Origin of the sequence: Flavobacterium sp. (genome assembly GCF_046153165.1) — a bacterium.
GTDB lineage: Bacteria > Bacteroidota > Bacteroidia > Flavobacteriales > Flavobacteriaceae > Flavobacterium.
In genome coordinates this window covers 15,271-33,065 of sequence record NZ_JBJXEN010000010.1, presented here as the reverse complement: position 1 = coordinate 33,065, position 17,795 = coordinate 15,271, and the positions used below count along the sequence as shown (strand labels likewise).

At 33.0% G+C, this 17,795-nt stretch carries 16 protein-coding genes; 4 read left to right on the top strand and 12 right to left on the bottom strand.

Features of this window, described 5'->3' with window-relative positions:
• Window positions 1-84 precede the first annotated feature (84 nt).
• A complete protein-coding gene (gene rho, locus ACKVOV_RS01420) occupies window positions 85-1,806 on the top strand; it encodes a transcription termination factor Rho (protein ID WP_409204994.1) in 1,722 nt (573 codons plus the stop codon).
• Between the two features lie 52 nt (window positions 1,807-1,858).
• Here the strand turns inward: rho and ACKVOV_RS01415 are convergent, their stop codons facing one another.
• The 12 genes from ACKVOV_RS01415 to ACKVOV_RS01360 form a co-directional block, all read right to left on the bottom strand.
• On the bottom strand, window positions 1,859-2,608 hold the full coding sequence (locus ACKVOV_RS01415) for an Asp/Glu racemase (RefSeq protein WP_409204993.1): 750 nt from the start codon (window positions 2,606-2,608) through the stop codon (window positions 1,859-1,861).
• A 15-nt stretch (window positions 2,609-2,623) separates the two neighbouring features.
• Window positions 2,624-2,917 carry a hypothetical protein gene (locus ACKVOV_RS01410; RefSeq protein ID WP_409204992.1) on the bottom strand — a complete coding sequence of 98 codons (294 nt, stop codon included), beginning with the start codon at window positions 2,915-2,917 and terminating at the stop codon, window positions 2,624-2,626.
• A gap of 2 nt (window positions 2,918-2,919) precedes the next feature.
• Window positions 2,920-3,828 carry a fumarylacetoacetate hydrolase family protein gene (locus ACKVOV_RS01405; protein ID WP_409204991.1) on the bottom strand — a complete coding sequence of 303 codons (909 nt, stop codon included), beginning with the start codon at window positions 3,826-3,828 and terminating at the stop codon, window positions 2,920-2,922.
• Window positions 3,829-4,030: 202 nt separating this feature from the next.
• Window positions 4,031-4,480 carry a hypothetical protein gene (locus tag ACKVOV_RS01400; RefSeq protein ID WP_409204990.1) on the bottom strand — a complete coding sequence of 150 codons (450 nt, stop codon included), beginning with the start codon at window positions 4,478-4,480 and terminating at the stop codon, window positions 4,031-4,033.
• Between the two features lie 75 nt (window positions 4,481-4,555).
• Complete coding sequence (locus tag ACKVOV_RS01395; RefSeq protein WP_409204989.1) at window positions 4,556-5,674, bottom strand: cupin domain-containing protein; 1,119 nt, start codon at window positions 5,672-5,674, stop codon at window positions 4,556-4,558.
• Between the two features lie 12 nt (window positions 5,675-5,686).
• Window positions 5,687-6,667, bottom strand: a complete 981-nt coding sequence (locus tag ACKVOV_RS01390) for a carbon-nitrogen hydrolase family protein (protein WP_409204988.1) — start codon at window positions 6,665-6,667, stop codon at window positions 5,687-5,689.
• 7 nt (window positions 6,668-6,674) lie between these two features.
• Window positions 6,675-7,292 (bottom strand): hypothetical protein, encoded by a 618-nt coding sequence (locus ACKVOV_RS01385; RefSeq protein ID WP_409204987.1) that lies wholly within the window; start codon window positions 7,290-7,292, stop codon window positions 6,675-6,677.
• A gap of 13 nt (window positions 7,293-7,305) precedes the next feature.
• Window positions 7,306-7,734 (bottom strand): acyl-CoA thioesterase, encoded by a 429-nt coding sequence (locus tag ACKVOV_RS01380; RefSeq protein ID WP_409204986.1) that lies wholly within the window; start codon window positions 7,732-7,734, stop codon window positions 7,306-7,308.
• 152 nt (window positions 7,735-7,886) lie between these two features.
• Window positions 7,887-9,467 (bottom strand): FMN-binding glutamate synthase family protein, encoded by a 1,581-nt coding sequence (locus ACKVOV_RS01375; RefSeq protein ID WP_409204985.1) that lies wholly within the window; start codon window positions 9,465-9,467, stop codon window positions 7,887-7,889.
• A gap of 6 nt (window positions 9,468-9,473) precedes the next feature.
• Window positions 9,474-11,063, bottom strand: coding sequence for an AMP-binding protein (locus tag ACKVOV_RS01370; RefSeq protein WP_409204984.1), 1,590 nt, complete (start codon window positions 11,061-11,063; stop codon window positions 9,474-9,476).
• A gap of 15 nt (window positions 11,064-11,078) precedes the next feature.
• The gene (locus tag ACKVOV_RS01365) at window positions 11,079-13,364 is read right to left on the bottom strand and encodes a bifunctional salicylyl-CoA 5-hydroxylase/oxidoreductase (protein WP_409204983.1); all 2,286 of its coding nucleotides are present in this window, start codon (window positions 13,362-13,364) and stop codon (window positions 11,079-11,081) included.
• Between the two features lie 168 nt (window positions 13,365-13,532).
• A complete protein-coding gene (locus tag ACKVOV_RS01360; RefSeq protein WP_409204982.1) occupies window positions 13,533-14,138 on the bottom strand; it encodes a flavin reductase family protein in 606 nt (201 codons plus the stop codon).
• A gap of 259 nt (window positions 14,139-14,397) precedes the next feature.
• On the opposite strand from ACKVOV_RS01360, the gene ACKVOV_RS01355 reads away from it, so the two are divergent.
• The 3 genes from ACKVOV_RS01355 (at window position 14,398) to ACKVOV_RS01345 (ending at window position 17,795) form a co-directional block, all read left to right on the top strand.
• Window positions 14,398-14,817, top strand: a complete 420-nt coding sequence (locus ACKVOV_RS01355) for a helix-turn-helix domain-containing protein (RefSeq protein WP_409204981.1) — start codon at window positions 14,398-14,400, stop codon at window positions 14,815-14,817.
• Window positions 14,818-14,921: 104 nt separating this feature from the next.
• Window positions 14,922-16,229, top strand: a complete 1,308-nt coding sequence (locus tag ACKVOV_RS01350; RefSeq protein ID WP_409204980.1) for a DcaP family trimeric outer membrane transporter — start codon at window positions 14,922-14,924, stop codon at window positions 16,227-16,229.
• Window positions 16,230-16,256: 27 nt separating this feature from the next.
• Entirely contained in the window at window positions 16,257-17,795 is a 1,539-nt protein-coding gene (locus tag ACKVOV_RS01345) for an MFS transporter (RefSeq protein WP_409204979.1), read from the top strand.

Below are 17,795 nucleotides of genomic sequence, written 5' to 3'. Positions count from 1 at the left end.
GTAAGCACTTCATACTTCGGAAAATAAGATTCAAAAAAAGTCATTCTCATTTATATTCTCAATAATTAATTCACACATCATTTTATGTTTGATATTTCTGTTTTAAAAGAAATGAAGCTCCCTGAGCTACAAGAAATTGCTAAAATTGCTAAAATTGCTAAATTCAAGACGCTAAAAAAAGATGAGCTTGTTTATCAAATATTAGATTATCAAGCAGCAAATCCTGAAAAAATCGCTCCAATCGCACAAGAAATTGTTCCAGTTGTTGAAGAAAAGCCCAAGAGAACAAGGATTGTTGAAGCTAAAGTTTCAAAACCAATTACCCCAAAACCAGTAGTAAATAAGCCAGTTCAGCAAGAAATAATTTCTTTTGAAGAACCTAAAATTGAAGCTGTATCTATACCAAGTGAACCAGTTGTTGAAGTAATACAAAAACAACGCCCACCAAAAGTGATTCGTTTTACAAAAGACGAAAATAATGTGACTAAAGTAGATAATTCACATAGAAATAAAAAAGCAGTTAAACCTGTAGTTGCCCCAACAAATACAGAAGAAGTAGTTTCGGAAACACTAGAAAATGCAGAGCCAGTTCAAAAAGAAAAACCTGTAAATCCGAATCAAAAAAATCAAAATCAAAACCCTAATCCTAACGCAAAACATAAAAATAATTTTAGAGAACCAGATTATGAGTTCGAGGGAATTATAGAAAGTGAAGGTGTCTTAGAAATGATGCCTGATGGTTATGGTTTTTTGCGCTCATCAGATTATAATTACTTGGCTTCACCTGATGATATTTATTTATCAACTTCTCAAGTACGTTTGTTCGGTTTAAAAACAGGAGACACTGTAAAAGGGGTGGTTCGTCCTCCAAAAGAAGGAGAAAAATATTTTCCTTTAGTTAGAGTTCTAAAAATAAACGGACATGATCCGCAAGTAGTTCGTGATAGAGTTTCTTTTGAACACTTAACACCAATATTTCCAACAGAAAAATTTCGTTTGGCAGAAAAAGGAAGTTCTATTTCTACCCGTATTATCGATTTGTTTTCTCCAATAGGGAAAGGACAACGTGGTATGATCGTAGCACAACCAAAAACTGGTAAAACAATGTTACTTAAGGAGATTGCTAATGCAATTGCAGCCAATCATCCAGAAGTATATTTAATAGTATTACTAATAGATGAACGTCCAGAAGAAGTTACAGACATGCAACGTAGTGTGCGTGGAGAAGTAGTTGCTTCTACTTTTGATAGAGAACCACAAGAGCACGTGAAAATTGCTAATATCGTGTTAGAAAAAGCAAAACGTTTGGTCGAATGTGGACATGATGTTGTTATTCTTTTAGATTCAATTACACGATTAGCAAGAGCTTATAACACAGTGCAACCAGCATCTGGAAAAGTATTAAGTGGAGGTGTAGATGCTAATGCATTGCAAAAACCAAAACGCTTTTTTGGAGCGGCTCGTAATGTAGAGAATGGAGGTTCGTTAAGTATTATTGCAACAGCACTTACAGAAACAGGTTCTAAAATGGACGAAGTTATCTTCGAAGAATTTAAAGGAACTGGTAATATGGAATTACAATTGGATCGTAAAATTGCAAATCGTCGTATTTTTCCAGCAATTGATCTTACTTCTTCTAGTACACGTCGTGATGATTTATTACTTGATGAAAAAACAATACAACGCATGTGGATTATGAGAAAATATCTTGCCGATATGAATCCTGTAGAAGCAATGGAATTTATAAATGATAGATTCAAAAAAACCAGAAATAACGAAGAATTTTTGATTTCGATGAATGACTAAAAAAAAATCCTGAAGCTTCAAAAACTTCAGGATTTTTTTTAATAATTATATTTTAATATTTTCCGCTTAATAATTCGCCACCAATAGCAGATTTAGCTTCAATACCTAATTTTTTCATCATTTCATACGTAGTACAAACTGCAGCAGAAGTAACTGGAATTCCAATTTCCTTTTGAATTAAATCAATCGCTTCTAATGATGGCATTTGTACACAAGCTGAAGCAACTAAAACATCAACACCTTCCAAGTTTAAACGTTTGTAAATTTCTAATAAATTCATTGGATCTTGAGCGGCGACTTCTAAATTATCTGGAATTTCCAAAGCAATTGAATCAACAACTTCAAATCCTTGATGTTCTATATAATCGACAACCATATTTGTTAACGGACGCATATACGGTGTAATAATAGCTACTTTTTTTGCCCCTAAAACTTTTAATCCATTGATTAATGCTCCAGCAGAAGTCACAATTGGAGTAGGGAAGTCGTTCGCTACAGTTTCTTGATGTAAATTTATTTCCGAAACGCAATGATAACCGCGACCCATACTCATAATGGCAACCAAACAAGCATAACCCATAACATCCACATGTGCATCAGATAATTCCTGAGCACATTTAAGACTCATGGCATCCATAGCTTCGAGCTCTTCTTTGGTCACTTTTTTCATTCTCATTCTGCTTGAATGAAAAGTAAATCGTTCTGGTAAAATGGTTTCACGTGAGCGAAAGATAGCCGGTATTTCGGTTTCCATCGTTACGTTTGATGATGGAACTATTTGTCCTATTCTGTATTTTTTCATTTTAAAAATAATGTGTTAATGTAGCTCAATTTCCCAATCTTCAAAAGGTTTATCAATAACAAATGAATTGTCACAATATTGTTTTAAATAATTTGTTGCTCTTATTTCAGCATATTTTGCATTTAAAACTTCACCTTTCTCATTCATTTCAATAACATTTGCAAAAATTGCAAAAACTTGTTCTATCGCACTTGGTTCATTTCCATAAAGTTCTAAATAATTTATTCCCTTTAAATTGTAATGAGTACCACTTGCCATAAAGTATGAAAATGTCCTTAAAGCTCCGCTAAATGAATTGCTTAATTTCATTTCTAAATCTCCTTAACTGTATTCACAATTGTTCCAATTCCTTCTACAGTGGCTTCAACCACATCACCATCATTCATAAATTCTTGTGGGCTTCTTCCTGCTCCAACGCCTGATGGTGTTCCTGTAGCAATAATATCACCTGGTTCTAAAGTGAAAACGATACTTAAATCTTCAATCAAATCATTGATATTGAACAATAAGAATTTTGTATTCGAATTTTGTTTTTCAACACCATTTACTTTTAATGATAAATTCAAGTTGTGTGGATTCTCGATTTCGTCTTTGGTTACTATAATTGGACCCATTGGCGCAAAAGTATCTTGCCCTTTTGATACAATCCATTGTCCTTCTCGACGACAATCACGTGCAGAAATATCGTTAATTACCGTGTAACCAAACACATAATCTAATGCGTCTTCTTTAGCTACATATTTTCCTTTTTTACCAATAACAACAGCCAATTCGACTTCCCAATCTAATTGTTCGGTCAATTTAGTGTTTTTAATAATGTTAGTATTTGTTCCAGTTACAGTTGTAGTAGGCTTAGAAAAAATAATTGGTTTTGTAGGTAATTTTCCTGTTGTATCTAATGTTCTAGCGCTTTCGGCAACGTGTTCGGTGTAATTTAAACCAATTCCGATGATGTTTTTTCTTGGTTTTTCGATAGGAGCAAGGATGGTAATTTCATCAAAAGCATAACTAATTTCATCGATTTGTTTTTGACTTGTTTCTGAAATCATATCATTTATTTCTGCAATAATTTCAAATCCCATATCAATTAAATCCAACATATCATTTGGTAATGGGAAATTAGAAATATCTCCAAAATCTTCCATATCAATAACTTGATTGTTATGAATAAATCCTAATCTTGGCTCTGTTTCTGATGTTTTGTAGGTAAGTAGTTTCATGTTTTAAGGTTCTAAGTTGCAAAGGAACTAAGGTTCTAAGGTTTTTAATATTGATTGTTGAAATTATTATTGAATATCCCGTCAGTTACTGAAGGTGAGGATTAATTATCCAAAACTATCGATTTATAAGTGATTTTCCAAACACAAAGCCAACATCAAATTTAGACTTTAACTTACAGTAAACGATTTTTATTTGCAATGCTTATTCTTCCTCAATTAACTTGCCGTTTATCTTTATAGTTTTATTTCTAATTTTCTCAATATTTTGCTCTATAAAATCACAGTATAGCAAATTATCCTCAGATGTCTTTCTGCCACTTACAATAGTAATTCTAACATTATATGTTTTGTTTTTGAGCAATTCTAATAAGCCTTTGGATACTTTACAATTATCAAATTTTATTTCACTCTGTTTGGTTACTTCAATTATTTTTTTCCCAATTGTAACTTGTCCGTTTTCATCGTAATATTCATATTTATATTTTTCAGTAATTTTTGATTCAGGAGTTCCTATAAATTCAACATCAACTAAAATAGTTTCATTTTCCTTTTTTAAAGTTCTATTTGCTTTGTCCGAAAACTTTAACTGAATTTTAAAAGGTGGAACTTTTATAGAATCTTTATTAACTGTTAATGGCTTCATATGTTCCATATTCTCATGTTTAGAATTGCAAGAAATTATAGTTAATAGAATTAAATATAGATATATTGTATTTTTAAACATTTTTTATAGTATTATCGTAACTTCTTGATATCCTTTATTTTCCTCATATATTTTTTCTTGATATAATCCTAAAGATTGAATTACAGGTAAATCATTAAACGAAAACAAACAAGCATCTTCCGTTTCAGATAAATTGTGATGTTCGTGCCAAGCCCAAGATGGAACACAGAAAATATCACGTTCTTTCCAATCGTATCTTTTTCCGTTAATGATAGAATAACCTTTTCCTTTAGCACATTGATATACGATTGAACCTGTATGTTTGTGTGCTTTTCCTTTGAAACCAGCTGGCAATAATTGCATCGATGCTCCCATAGTTTGCATTACGTGGCCGCCAGTTAATGGATTGGAATATTGCATAAAAATTCCATCAAAAGGATTCACTTCTGATACTTTTTGAGCTTCTAAAAGTGCTGGATATACGTTCTTCCAAGAATATTTAAATAATGGTGAATAGGGTTTGTCCCAAGTTTTATCGGCTGGGATCAAACCAGCTCCCCCATATAATATTGGAGAATAATTAACAGGAACTGTTAGAGGTTGTTTGCCATCATAAACGGCATAATCATTGGCTTCAAGCGCATTTACTAAAGGAATATCTAAACCATCTTGCCAAATGCATGTTTTTCCACCTTGTTCAACTCCGTGTTCGTGCCAAGTCGAATTAGGTGTAATTACAAAATCGTTTACTTCTAGCATGATTTTATTACCATCTACAACAGTATATCCGCGTTCGCCTTCCATGATAAAGCGTAAAGCAGAAGCACGATGACGATGCGCCGAAGTACTTTCTCCAGGTCGAGTCACTTGTATTCCAGTATACAACCAACCCACAGCTGCAGAAACATCTTTACGTTTATCGTTTACTAAATAAACTACACGTCTTCCTGCCTGTTCTGGTGTAACTAATTCCGATGATTTTAAAACTAATTCACGTAAATCGTCATATTTCCAAAGCATTGGAACAGATGATGATCTTGGTTCCCAAGGTTCAATGTCGTTAGCCACTGTCCATAATGCACCAGCGCCAAGCGTTTCTAACTCTTTGTAATACGCTACTAATTCTGGCGAATCTTGTACTCTTGCACGACCAATTTGGTCATCTGAAAATTTATCTTCCATAGTATTTTAATGCTATCTTTTATTAAATTCCTCGTGATTGTCTATAAACGTGATTTTTCGAGTTGGAGCAATGTTTACACGCAAATCAAAGATATCAAATCTATTATAATGTCCGAGAATGTCGTGCATTTGTTTTGGTTGAATGCATTTTTCTAAATCGATATCGGCATACACCATTCCTTCGTCGTCAATTAATGGCTCGCCGATTACAGCGCCATTTGGACCAATAAAGCCTGAAAAAGCGGAGTTCTTACGAGTTAATAATTCTTCCACATTCGGAACATCATCTTTTAACGCTTCCATAATTTCTTTAGAAATCGTTGAACACGAAACAATCGTAAACAATTTCCCTTCGAAAGAATGTGCCGCTGCACGAATTTTTATCGCTTCCGCCATATTATAATCTGGTGGTGCCACTGGCAACGAAATATAATTCGCAATGTGAATTAATTCCCCTTGAGATAGTAATGTGAAACGCGCTAAAGTATTCGTGTTTTCACCACAAGCCAAAGTTCCAATGGGACCAATTTCTGTATTATATACTTTTAATGAAGAACCATCTCCAGAAGTCCAAGTAAGTTTTTCTGCCCAAGTGGGTACTAACTTTCTGTGTTTTCCGATTAAGTTTCCGTGATTATCAATGATTAAATTAGTATTGTAAATTTCACCATAAGAATCACCACGTTCGTTAATTCCGATTACAATGTGAATGTTGTTGTCTTTTGCTGCTTGAAACAAAGGTTGCATGGCTTCATCGTCTGTTTTGACAGAACATTTGTATAGTTTTTCGTACCATTTGCTACCTTGAACTGGTGTTATAATCCAATTCCAATACGGATAACCTGCCACAAATACTTCTGGAAAAGCAATTAATTGCGCTCCATTTTGACTGGCTTCTTTGATAAATGTAATCGCTTTTTCAACTGTTTTTTCAACGTTTAGAAAAACAGGTGAAGTTTGAACGGTTGCTGCTTTAAATTTTTTGAATTCCATTGTCGATTTAATTTAAAATAAATAATGAAAGAAAAACAGCAGTGCCAGCAATAAGCATATATACACCGTGAACTCTATCAGATTTTGAGTAAATATATTTTTTTGAACCATCTGTCATAGTTCTTTTTCCAGTTAATAAGAATATTGCAATTCCAATTCCCGCTAAGCCACCCATTATACAAAAACCGTAACCCATAATAAGGGTTAATGAATTTGATTTTTCAGGTTGTTGGGATTTAATTTCTTTTTGAAGTTGTTTGTCAATAATTTCGGAATCTTCAACGGTTATACTCTCATTTTTTAAAAGATGCTTAGCCAATTTAACATCTAAAGGATGCCATTCATCATAATTTTTCACAACATCTTTTAGTTCATCTATAGTGAAAGAAAAAAGTGGATGAAGAGAATCAATTTCATTAATATTAAACTGCATGTTCTCATCCAGTATTCTAGAAGCTTTATCAAAATCATTGGGATTAAGCATAATAAGTATAGAATCCTGTGCTGTATTATTAGCAAAAGTAGCATCAAAATCTTTTGACGTATCCTGTATTTTGAAAGCAATTTTATTTACTTTCAAAATCTGAATCATTTCTTCGGCAACAGAAGAATCAGTTAAACTCATAAATGTTTTAAATTCAATCATTTTGAATGAAATTTGAAATTTTTTCTTTCATTTCCTCGTTAAAAGGTTCTGCTTTGATATCGTTTTTATTTTCCTGAAAAACAATATTTACCAAAGTAACCTCACCTTCTAAACAAGTTTTTCCTTGTTCATCTTCAAATGAAAATCCACATAAAATTGATGCGCTACCAAGATTTTTTACCCATAATTTTTTGGTTAGAATTTCTCCTAATCGGGCCGCTTTTTTAAATTGTACTTTCAAATCGACCGTTGGAATTCCATTGGTTTCGTGCATTTTAGAAAATGGTCTGTCTAATGCTTCTTCGAACCAATCTTCTACTAAGTCATTTAGCATTTCTAGAAAACGCGGATAGAAAACTATTCCTGCGTAGTCGATGTGTTTGAAACGGATTTTTTCTTGTTTTATAAACGGTTGGTTCATATTCTTTATTTTTTGCCACAGATTAGACTGATTAGCACAGATTTTATTTAATCATTGTTCTTTACTAAAATTTTAGCCCAGATTGAAACGGAAATCCTTTTTATTTTTTCTTTAAAAATAAAAAGATTGCAGTGTAAAGCTGGAAATAGCTTCTAAAATTTATCTACACTTGCTTTTTTCCAAACTTTAAAAAGTTCATTGGGAACGGTACTTCCGTCTAATAATGAGCCTGTTTTTATTTCTGGATATGTTTCTTCAAAAGTTTGTGTTTTACCAAGATGAACTCTTGTGCTGACAACTGATCGGTCGACTTTGTCTGGATGATCTATTCCGGCTGATGCCATTAGATCCATCGCGCTTTTTACGGTTTCGTGCTGAAATCTTGCTACTCGAACGCTTTTCTCTTCTGGAACTAATCCTTTCATTAATTCTGGATTTTGTGTAGCAACACCTGTCGGACAAGTATTTGCGTGACATTCTAGTGCTTGAATACAGCCGAGTGCAAACATCATTCCACGCGCCGAATTACATAAATCGGCACCAAGAGAAAGATTTCTGATGATGTCAAATCCAGTAATAACTTTTCCGCTACAAATAATTTTGATTTGGTCTTTTATTCCGTACCCGTTTAGAGCATCATAAACAAAGGCTACGGCATCACGTAAAGGCATTCCTACGTGGTCTGAATATTCTTGTGGTGCTGCTCCAGTTCCACCTTCGCCACCATCTACAGTGATAAAATCGAGATAGGTTTGGGTTTCGACCATTGCTTTACAAATAGACAAAAATTCTGATTTATTGCCAATGCAAATTTTCATTCCAATTGGTTTTCCGCCAGAACCTTTTCGTAGTAATTTTACAAAATCCATTAATTCTAAAGGTGTTGTAAAAGCAGAATGACTAGGTGGTGATAAAATATCCTGACCTTTAGAAACTAAACGTATAGCAGCAATTTCGTCAGTTACTTTTTCTTTGGGTAAAATTCCGCCATGACCAGGTTTTGCACCTTGCGAGAATTTTATTTCGATCATTTTTACATTATCTAAAGTGGCTCTTTTTATATATTCATCATAGTTAAATTTGCCATCAGGTGTACGACAACTAAAGTAACCAGTTCCAATATTCCAAACTACATCACCACCTTGTAAATGATAAGGAGATAATCCGCCTTCGCCTGTATTATGATAAAACCCTCCTTGTTTTGCGCCATTATTTAACGCTAAAATGGCATTTTTACTTAATGAACCGAAACTCATCGCGCTGATATTAAACAAACTAGCATCATAAGGTTTTGTACATTGAGATGATCCAATATGAACTCTCGGGTTTTCGTTTACTTGCGAGAAAGGTATAGAACGAATACTATGATTAATCCATTCGTAACCTTCTTGATACACATCAAGTTGTGTCCCGAAAGGCATAGAGTCAGTTTCTTTTTTACTTCGGTGGTATACTAAATCTCGTTGTAAACGATTAAATGGTTTTCCATCTAAATCGGTTTCAATGAAATATTGACGCATTTCAGGACCAATCGATTGTAATAAATAACGCATTCTTCCTAAAAGTGGGAAGTTTCTGCGAATAGTAATTTTAGACTGAAACATATCATATAATCCCATTATAATTAATGGAATAAATATCAATAATAGAAAACTAAACTTCCAATTTACGTAAATTAATATTCCTGTTAATGATAAAATGGTGATACTTATGACTAAAAATGCTTTTCTCATTATTGTTTATTTTAATTTAAATCGTTGTATTTTTCCAGTTTCAGTTTTTGGCAATTCTTCTACAAAATTAATTACTCTTGGATATTTATATGGAGCAGCTACTTCTTTGAACCATTGTTGAATAGTTTTAGTTAATTCATCGTTTGCTTTGTCATTTTCTTTTAAAACAATGTGTGCACAAACTAGCATTCCTCGTTCTTCATCTGGTAATCCTACTACTGCACATTCTAGAATATCTTCGTGGGTTAAAAGTACACTTTCTACTTCAATTGCAGCAATATTATACCCCGAAGAAATAATCATATCGTCACCGCGAGCCACAAAATAAAAATAACCTTCTTCATCTTGACGGAAAATATCTCCAGTGATGTTCCAACCGTTTTCTACATATTCTCGTTGTTTGTCTTCTCGGTTTAAGTATTTACAACCAGTAATTCCACGAACGGCTAATCTTCCTGGTTCATTTCTTGAAACTTCATCACCATTTATATCAATAATTTTAGCTTCATAACCAGTAATTGCTATACCAGTTGATCCTGGTTTCATATTTTCTTCGTTAGATGAAATAAAAATATGTAGCATTTCGGTAGCACCGATTCCGTCTATGATTTTTAATCCTGTAGCATTATACCAATCTTGCCAAACTTTTAAGGGTAATGTTTCTCCAGCAGATATACATTTGCGTAAGCTGGAAACATTAAATTTATTCACTTTTGTAGTGATAATTCTCCAAGCTGTTGGAGCTGTAAAACAAATCGTTATTTTGTATTCTTCAATGACTTTTAAAAGTAAATCTGGACTTGGTTTTTCGATTAAAAATGTGGAAGCGCCAAAATACATGGGAAATAAAACCAATCCGCCTAATCCGAACGTAAAACCTAGAGGTGGACTTCCTGTAAAAACATCGATTTCAGTTGGTTGTAATGAATATTGTGGGAAAGCTTCACAAATATTAAGAATATCTTTGTGATAATGTGCTGTCATTTTAGGCAGACCTGTAGTCCCTGAAGTGAAACCAATTAGGGCAACTGAATCTGCTTTGGTATGAAAATTATGAAATGTTTTTGGTTTAGTTTCCATCAACTTCTCTAAATCGGAATTTTTATAATAACAAACCTTTTTTAGAAAACTAGACTTTACTAAGTTCATTTCATCAGATAAATTGCTATCGCAAAAAGCATGAGAAATTTCGGCGCAATCTATAATTGTAGTTAATTCTTTGGAACGTAACAAAGGCATAGTTGCGACAACAATTCCGCCAGCTTTTAACACTGCAAACCAGCAAGCGACCATCATTGGATTATTAGCCGAACGAATCAATACACGATTTCCTGATTTTAAACCTAAATCTTCGACTAAAACATGTGCTATTTGATTGGCTTTTTCGTATAAATCCTGATATGTCCAAGTTTCCTCGAAAGTTCTGATGCAAATGTTGTTTCCACGACCTTCAGCTATATGATTGTCGAGTAATTTTTCCACACAATTAAGCATTTCTGGACGATTGAATTGTGGTAAACCCAAGAATTTATATTCTGGTTGTAAGTCCAAACTTGGTAAACTATTGTGAGCGAAATTATCTTCGTAATGTTTCATAATTTCTAATTACTTCTAATTACTCTTTGGTTTCAATGCCTTTTTCATTCCTTCAACCTGTTTTCTTTCAGAGGCTTTTAACGGATACAAATGTGAAATTCCCATTTTGTATTGATTTGGAATATCAGTTGGTTGAAATTGTTCGTAAGCTTGAGCATTTCTTACAAAATTCGCATCTAATAATAAAGGTCTTCCTAAAGCTACTAAATCTGCTCTTCCGTTTAGAATTATCGTATTTATTTGATCAATATCTTGAATATAACCAGCCGTTATGGTTGGAATATGAACTGTATTTCTCACCGCATCTGAAAAAGGTGTTTGCCACATTCTTCCTGTTTGAGTTTTTTGATTGGCCACTGTATTTCCAGTAGAAACATTTATAATATCAGCACCAGCTGATTTAAAAGCTTCAGAAATTGCAATTACATCTGCTGATGAAATTCCGTTTTCTGCCCAATCTGTTGCTGAAATTCGTACAGACATTGGTTTTTCTTTTGGGAAAGCGTTTCGCATTTCTGTAAAAACGCGTAATGGAAATTTTAATCGGTTTTCGTTACTTCCACCGAATTCATCAGTTCTGTTATTTGTTAATGGAGATAAGAAAGAAGCTAATAAAAATCCGTGATGTGCTTGTAATTCTATCATATCAAAATTAGCATCATTAGCATTTTTTGTTGCTTGTACGAATTGAGAAATTATCAAATCCATATCGGCTAAAGTCATCGCTTTTGGAGTTAGTGCACTTTCGTTAAAAGGAATAGCAGAAGCGGAAAGTAATCCCCAACTTGTTCCAGTAAAAGTATCTTCCCAAGGTTTTTTTGTAGCGCCTTTTCGTCCAGAATGTCCTAATTGAATTCCGATTTTTGTTTGTGTATGTTGATGAATGAAATTGTTAATTCGTTTCCATTCTTTAATTTGATTATCAGTATAAATTCCGGCACAACCTTCTGTAATTCTTCCTGTTTCAGAAATGGCTGTCATTTCTGTTAAAATTAAACCTAAACCACCAATTGCTCTTGAAGTGTAATGTTGGAAATGCCAGTCGTTTACCAATCCGTTTTCAGCAGAATATTGTCCCATAGAAGACATTGCAATTCGGTTTTGTAAGTCTAAATCACGAAGTTTAAATTTTGAAAATGCTGCTGGTTGGATTTTGTCATCAACATGATTATTGTTATTAAATTCTTCTAAAACTTTGTCTGTAAATGATTTATCTCGTAAACACAAATTTTCGAAAGTTACTTTTTTAGAACGTGTCATGCATCCGAAAGCAAATTGTTGAAAAGGATGTTGGTTATTTCTATCCATATTTTCGAACCAGTCTAGCGACACTAATGCCGCATATTGAATCATTTCGACTGTATTTCTCCTAGTTTTATCATATTGTTGAAATGCAGTTTGCACATCATTTGGATTTGCAATTACCGCATCAGAAAGTCCGATGGCGCAATCCATAGCTAATTTTGTTCCAGAACCGATGGAATAATGCGCTGTGGCTTTGGCATCACCTAACAAAACGATATTTTTATGATACCAATTCTCATTGGTTACATGTGGAAATTGACGCCAATGTGATTTATTTGAAATTAGTGGATGACCATCTAATTCATCTTTAAAGATTTCTGAAATTTTAGCAATAGTATCTTCTTCATTGGTGACTTCAAAATTAAATTTTTGCCAAGTTTCATCGGAACATTCAAAAATCCAAGTACTCATTCCTTCTTCATATTGATAGGAATGTGCTACAATAGTTCCGAATTCTGTAGTTCTGAAGAAATAAGTAAAAGCGTCTAAAGGTTTTGTAGATCCTAGCCAAACGAAACGATTTTTTTTCATTTCTATTTTTGTACCAAAATCTTTTTCATATTTAGTACGAATTCCACTTGCAATTCCGTCGCAAGCCACAATAATATCGGCATCTTCGAATTGTGATAAATCATCGACATTTTGTTCAAAATGAAGGTTTATACCTTCTTCAAGACATCTTTGTTGCAGCAACTGTAGAAGCGTTTTTCTAGAGCAACCGCAAAAACCATTACCAGCAATACTTACAGATTCTCCATCACGTGCTACAACAATATCGTCCCAATAGGCAAATTTACTACGAATTAATTCATACGATTGCATATCGCGTTTTAAGAATTCTCCTAATGTCTCATCGGAAAACACAACGCCAAATCCAAAACTATCGTCCGCTTTATTACGTTCATAAATGTCTATTTGCCAATGAGGCATCGCTTTTTTAGTTAATATCGAAAAATAAAGTCCTCCTGGACCACCACCAATTACTGCTATTTTCATATTTTTAATTGAACGCGGATAAAACGGATTCGCAAAAGCGAAGACGCAGATTCACACGGTTTTTTATTGTTTATGTTTTTTTTATCACCGATTAAAGAATTAGAATAATTTTTGAAATTTGTCAGATTTCTCTAATTGGTGTTCCTTCTTTTATGTTTTTTTTAAATGCTAACTTCTTTTTATTGAAAATATTTCCCCTATTTTGCTATAATTTGAACCTGCTAAACGAGCTACAGGTTTGTAAGTATTCATATTTATTTTGTAATTATCTAGTAAGACACTTTCATCAATGTGCATCATTATTATTTTACCAACAATCATCGTAGCTCCGCCAAATTTGTGATTTTCTAATGAGTAGTGGTGAACTAATTCACATTCGAAAGTAATAGGACTTTCTTTAACACGCATTGGTTTTACTTTTACGGAAGCAATAGGAGTAAGACCAGCTAGTTCAAATTCACTTTCATCAGATGGAATTGATTGTGAGGTCATATTCATTTGTTCAACTAACTCTTCTGTAACCATATTAACTACAAACTGCTTAGTAGATAATACGTTATTTAAGGTATCCTTATTCGTATTATTTCCTCTGACTGTTGAAAACATGACATGAGGAGGATCGTCTCCAATCGCATTAAAAAAAGAAAAAGGAGCAAGGTTGTTTATTCCATCCTCACTTACACTAGATATCCAACCAATAGGCCGTGGAATGACAGCTCCTGTAAGTAATTTATAAATAGCTGATTGTTCAAGATTTTCTGGATCAAATTCCATATAAAGCGATATTGTTATACTACAAATTAAACGAAATAATAAGGATATATATAAATCAGTTATTAAAAATTATTAACTTTTAACAAAAAAGCATCTTAATAACCTGTAAATGATTTAGAAAGCTAAATTTTAATAAAATTATTATAAATGTAATTTTTTACTAGTAAAATTGACTACTACATAATTTTTAATGAACAAAAACAATAAAAATGTTTTATTATAATTGCTAATTTAATATATTTATGCAAAATTTATATATATGGAGATTTTAGCTTGCCCAAAATGTCAAAATAATACTATTGTAAAAAGTGGTGTGATCAATAATAAACAAAGGTATTTATGTAAAAAATGTAATTATTATTTTACAGTCAATAAACTAGGTAAAAAGATAGATAATTATTATGTTATCAAAGCTATGCAGCTCTACCTAGAAGGGCTTAGTTATCGAGAAATTGAACGTATTATTGGGGTTTCTCATGTTACAGTAAGTAATTGGGTAAAAGAATATAAAATAAAGAAGCCATCTCATGGCGATTACCATCCTACTTATAAGATATTTAATCATTTAGAGCTTGTAGAATATGTTAAAAATAAAAATTTATTATCTGGAGCAGGTATGGTTATAACCGAACTTGGGGATAAATTTATGCTTATAAAATGGGAACGTTTTAAAGATTAGCTATATTAGTTTACATATATATATATCATTATTTTTTTTCTTGATAAAAAGTTACAATTTGGCAGTGTTAAAACCAACCAACTAATAACCAAATTGTATCTATTATGAAAAAACATTATTTAATTCTTTTATTAGGAATGGCTTCCATAAAAGGATTTTCACAAACACCAGCCACAGAAACAATTCCTATTGTTCCTACTCCTGTACCTGTAGAAAAAGAATGGGATGTTAGCCTTTATGGTTTTATTAGAACTGACTTCTTTTATGATACTAGAAAATCTGCACAAGTAAGAGAGGGTGAATTAAATCTTTATCCATTAGATTCTCCAGTTTCTGGCGATGATTTTAATGATGTTCCTTCATCAAACTATTTATCAGTAATCTCAAGACTTGGAACTAAAGTAAAAGGACCAAATGTATGGGGTGCAAAAATGAGCGGGACATTAGAAGGCGATTTCTTCGGAAATGTAGAAGGTTCTTCAATTGGGCTTTTTAGATTAAGACATGCTTATGTTAACATGGATTGGTCAAAAACTTCATTGACAGTCGGGCAAACTTGGTATCCAACATTTATTCCAGAGGTTTTTCCAGGTGTAGCAAATTTTAACACAGGAATTATGTTCAACCCATTTGGTTGGGCAACTCAAATAAAATTAAAACAAAACTTCACTAAAGAATTATCTTTTGCTTTAACAGTATATAAAGAGAGAGAGTTTGCTGCAACAACAGCAACAATTGGAACCCAGAACTCAGGTACAATTAATTCTGTGATGCCTACTTTACACGGACAATTTCAATATAAAAATAAAAACTGGATTGCAGGTATGGGAGCGGAATTTAAATCTATCCAACCCTTAACCGATTTTACTTTAGCTCCATCAGGGACAAAAGTTTTAACGACTGAAAAAGTAAATAGTTCGTCTGTTGTGGGATATGTTAAGTATTCTAATGATAAATTTTCTGTTAAAGCTTACGGAATTTCAGGTTTGAACATGCAAAATCAAGTCATGTTAGGAGGTTTTGCTGGTTATACTGCAGTAAATGAAGTTGAAAAATACGAAGCATCAAAAGCAACTGCTTTTTGGCTAGATGTAGCGAGTAATGGTAAAAAAATTGCTCCAGGTTTGTTTTTTGGTATGACAACTAATGATGGAACAGGTCGTTCTTTAAATCCAGGTGAAACAGTAAAATATTATATGAGAGGTGTTTCTGGAACTAGAGTTGTTGATCAGGTAATGAGAGTTGCAGGAAGAGTAGATTTTAAACAAAATAAATTCAGAGTAACTCCAGAAGTTGAATATACAGCAGCGACTTGGGGTGATTTAAATGCTAATGGAAACGGATCAGCCGATTTAAACTCTAGAGATGTATCTAATGTTAGAGTAATGGTTTCTTGCGCTTATTCATTTTAATAAAAATAAATTTAAAAAGTATACTATATGAAAGAAAAATCAACAAAAGGAATCTGGAAAGTAATTTCAGCCTCCTCAATGGGAACAATGATAGAATGGTATGACTTCTACATCTTTGGAAGTTTAGCAGTGGTAATTTCTACTAAATTTTTCCCTTCAGATAATCCTACAGCTGCCTTCTTATCTACATTAGCAACATTTGCAGCAGGTTTTGTAGTTCGCCCTTTTGGAGCATTATTCTTCGGTCGTTTAGGCGATTTGATAGGAAGAAAATATACATTTATGGTTACATTATTATTAATGGGTGGAGCCACTTTCCTAATAGGTTGTATTCCGAGTTATGAAAGCATTGGTTTTTTTGCTCCATTATTAGTTTTAGTATTGCGTTTGTTACAAGGTTTAGCGCTTGGTGGCGAATATGGTGGAGCTGCAACTTATGTAGCAGAACATGCACCAGCTGGTCAAAAAGGTTATTGGACTTCATGGATTCAAACTACAGCAACAGTTGGTTTGTTTATTTCATTGATGGTAATTCTTATAACAAAAAGCGTTTTATCTAAAGAAGCTTTTGACGAATGGGGATGGAGAGTACCGTTTTGGGTTTCAATCATCATGGTATTTGTATCGTATATGATTCGTAAAAATATGGATGAATCTCCTGTATTTGCAAAAGCAAAATCAGAAGGAAAAACATCTACAAATCCTCTAAAAGAAAGTTTTGGAAACAAATACAATTTAAAATTTGTTTTGCTTGCATTGTTTGGTGCCACAATGGGACAAGGAGTTGTGTGGTATACAGGGCAATTTTATGCGATGAACTTTATGAAAACCGTAATGGGTGTCGATTCATCTCAAGTAGATATGTCATTAGGAATAGCTTTAATTTTTGGAACACCATTCTTTATCGTGTTTGGTTGGTTGAGTGATAAAATAGGTAGAAAATACATTATGATGGGAGGAATGTTATTAGCAATTTTGCTATACAGACCAATATACAAAGCCATGTATCAAACTACAGATTTAGCTTTAAAAACTGAAATTGTAGAACAAACTAAAGTGGTTCCATCTATCAAAGAAATTGATGCTACTAAATTAGATTCTATTTATACTACTACAAAAGCATATGTAGATGGAACTACCGTAGAAGAGATAAAAACCATTCACATAGAAAACGGAAAAGTATTAGTAGATGATAAAGGAAAAGACAAAGTAGATACTAAAGTGACTAAAACTATTAATAGCAGTGATCGATGGATGCTTATTTTTCTAGTCTTTATTCAAGTAATTTTTGTAACGATGGTCTATGGTCCAATTGCAGCTTTCCTTGTCGAAATGTTCCCTGTAAAAATTAGATATACATCAATGTCATTACCATATCACGTTGGAAACGGTATTTTTGGAGGATTACTTCCTGCGATATCTACTTATTTCGTAACTTCGGCTAAAGATGCTGGAAACCCAGAATTTTATTTAGAAGGATTATGGTATCCAATAGGAATTGCAGCAGTTTGTTTCATAATTGGAATGATTTACATTGATAAAAAAATTAATACACTTCACGACTAA

What these genes read in the sequence shown, in the direction of transcription:
- rho (WP_409204994.1), top strand. Translation starts at nt 85, where the DNA reads ATGTTTGATATTTCTGTTTTAAAAGAAATGAAGCTCCCTGAGCTACAA.
- ACKVOV_RS01415 (WP_409204993.1), bottom strand. Translation starts at nt 2,608, where the DNA reads ATGAAAAAATACAGAATAGGACAAATAGTTCCATCATCAAACGTAACG.
- ACKVOV_RS01410 (WP_409204992.1), bottom strand. Translation starts at nt 2,917, where the DNA reads ATGAAATTAAGCAATTCATTTAGCGGAGCTTTAAGGACATTTTCATAC.
- ACKVOV_RS01405 (WP_409204991.1), bottom strand. Translation starts at nt 3,828, where the DNA reads ATGAAACTACTTACCTACAAAACATCAGAAACAGAGCCAAGATTAGGA.
- ACKVOV_RS01400 (WP_409204990.1), bottom strand. Translation starts at nt 4,480, where the DNA reads ATGGAACATATGAAGCCATTAACAGTTAATAAAGATTCTATAAAAGTT.
- ACKVOV_RS01395 (WP_409204989.1), bottom strand. Translation starts at nt 5,674, where the DNA reads ATGGAAGATAAATTTTCAGATGACCAAATTGGTCGTGCAAGAGTACAA.
- ACKVOV_RS01390 (WP_409204988.1), bottom strand. Translation starts at nt 6,667, where the DNA reads ATGGAATTCAAAAAATTTAAAGCAGCAACCGTTCAAACTTCACCTGTT.
- ACKVOV_RS01385 (WP_409204987.1), bottom strand. Translation starts at nt 7,292, where the DNA reads ATGAGTTTAACTGATTCTTCTGTTGCCGAAGAAATGATTCAGATTTTG.
- ACKVOV_RS01380 (WP_409204986.1), bottom strand. Translation starts at nt 7,734, where the DNA reads ATGAACCAACCGTTTATAAAACAAGAAAAAATCCGTTTCAAACACATC.
- ACKVOV_RS01375 (WP_409204985.1), bottom strand. Translation starts at nt 9,467, where the DNA reads ATGAGAAAAGCATTTTTAGTCATAAGTATCACCATTTTATCATTAACA.
- ACKVOV_RS01370 (WP_409204984.1), bottom strand. Translation starts at nt 11,063, where the DNA reads ATGAAACATTACGAAGATAATTTCGCTCACAATAGTTTACCAAGTTTG.
- ACKVOV_RS01365 (WP_409204983.1), bottom strand. Translation starts at nt 13,364, where the DNA reads ATGAAAATAGCAGTAATTGGTGGTGGTCCAGGAGGACTTTATTTTTCG.
- ACKVOV_RS01360 (WP_409204982.1), bottom strand. Translation starts at nt 14,138, where the DNA reads ATGGAATTTGATCCAGAAAATCTTGAACAATCAGCTATTTATAAATTA.
- ACKVOV_RS01355 (WP_409204981.1), top strand. Translation starts at nt 14,398, where the DNA reads ATGGAGATTTTAGCTTGCCCAAAATGTCAAAATAATACTATTGTAAAA.
- ACKVOV_RS01350 (WP_409204980.1), top strand. Translation starts at nt 14,922, where the DNA reads ATGAAAAAACATTATTTAATTCTTTTATTAGGAATGGCTTCCATAAAA.
- ACKVOV_RS01345 (WP_409204979.1), top strand. Translation starts at nt 16,257, where the DNA reads ATGAAAGAAAAATCAACAAAAGGAATCTGGAAAGTAATTTCAGCCTCC.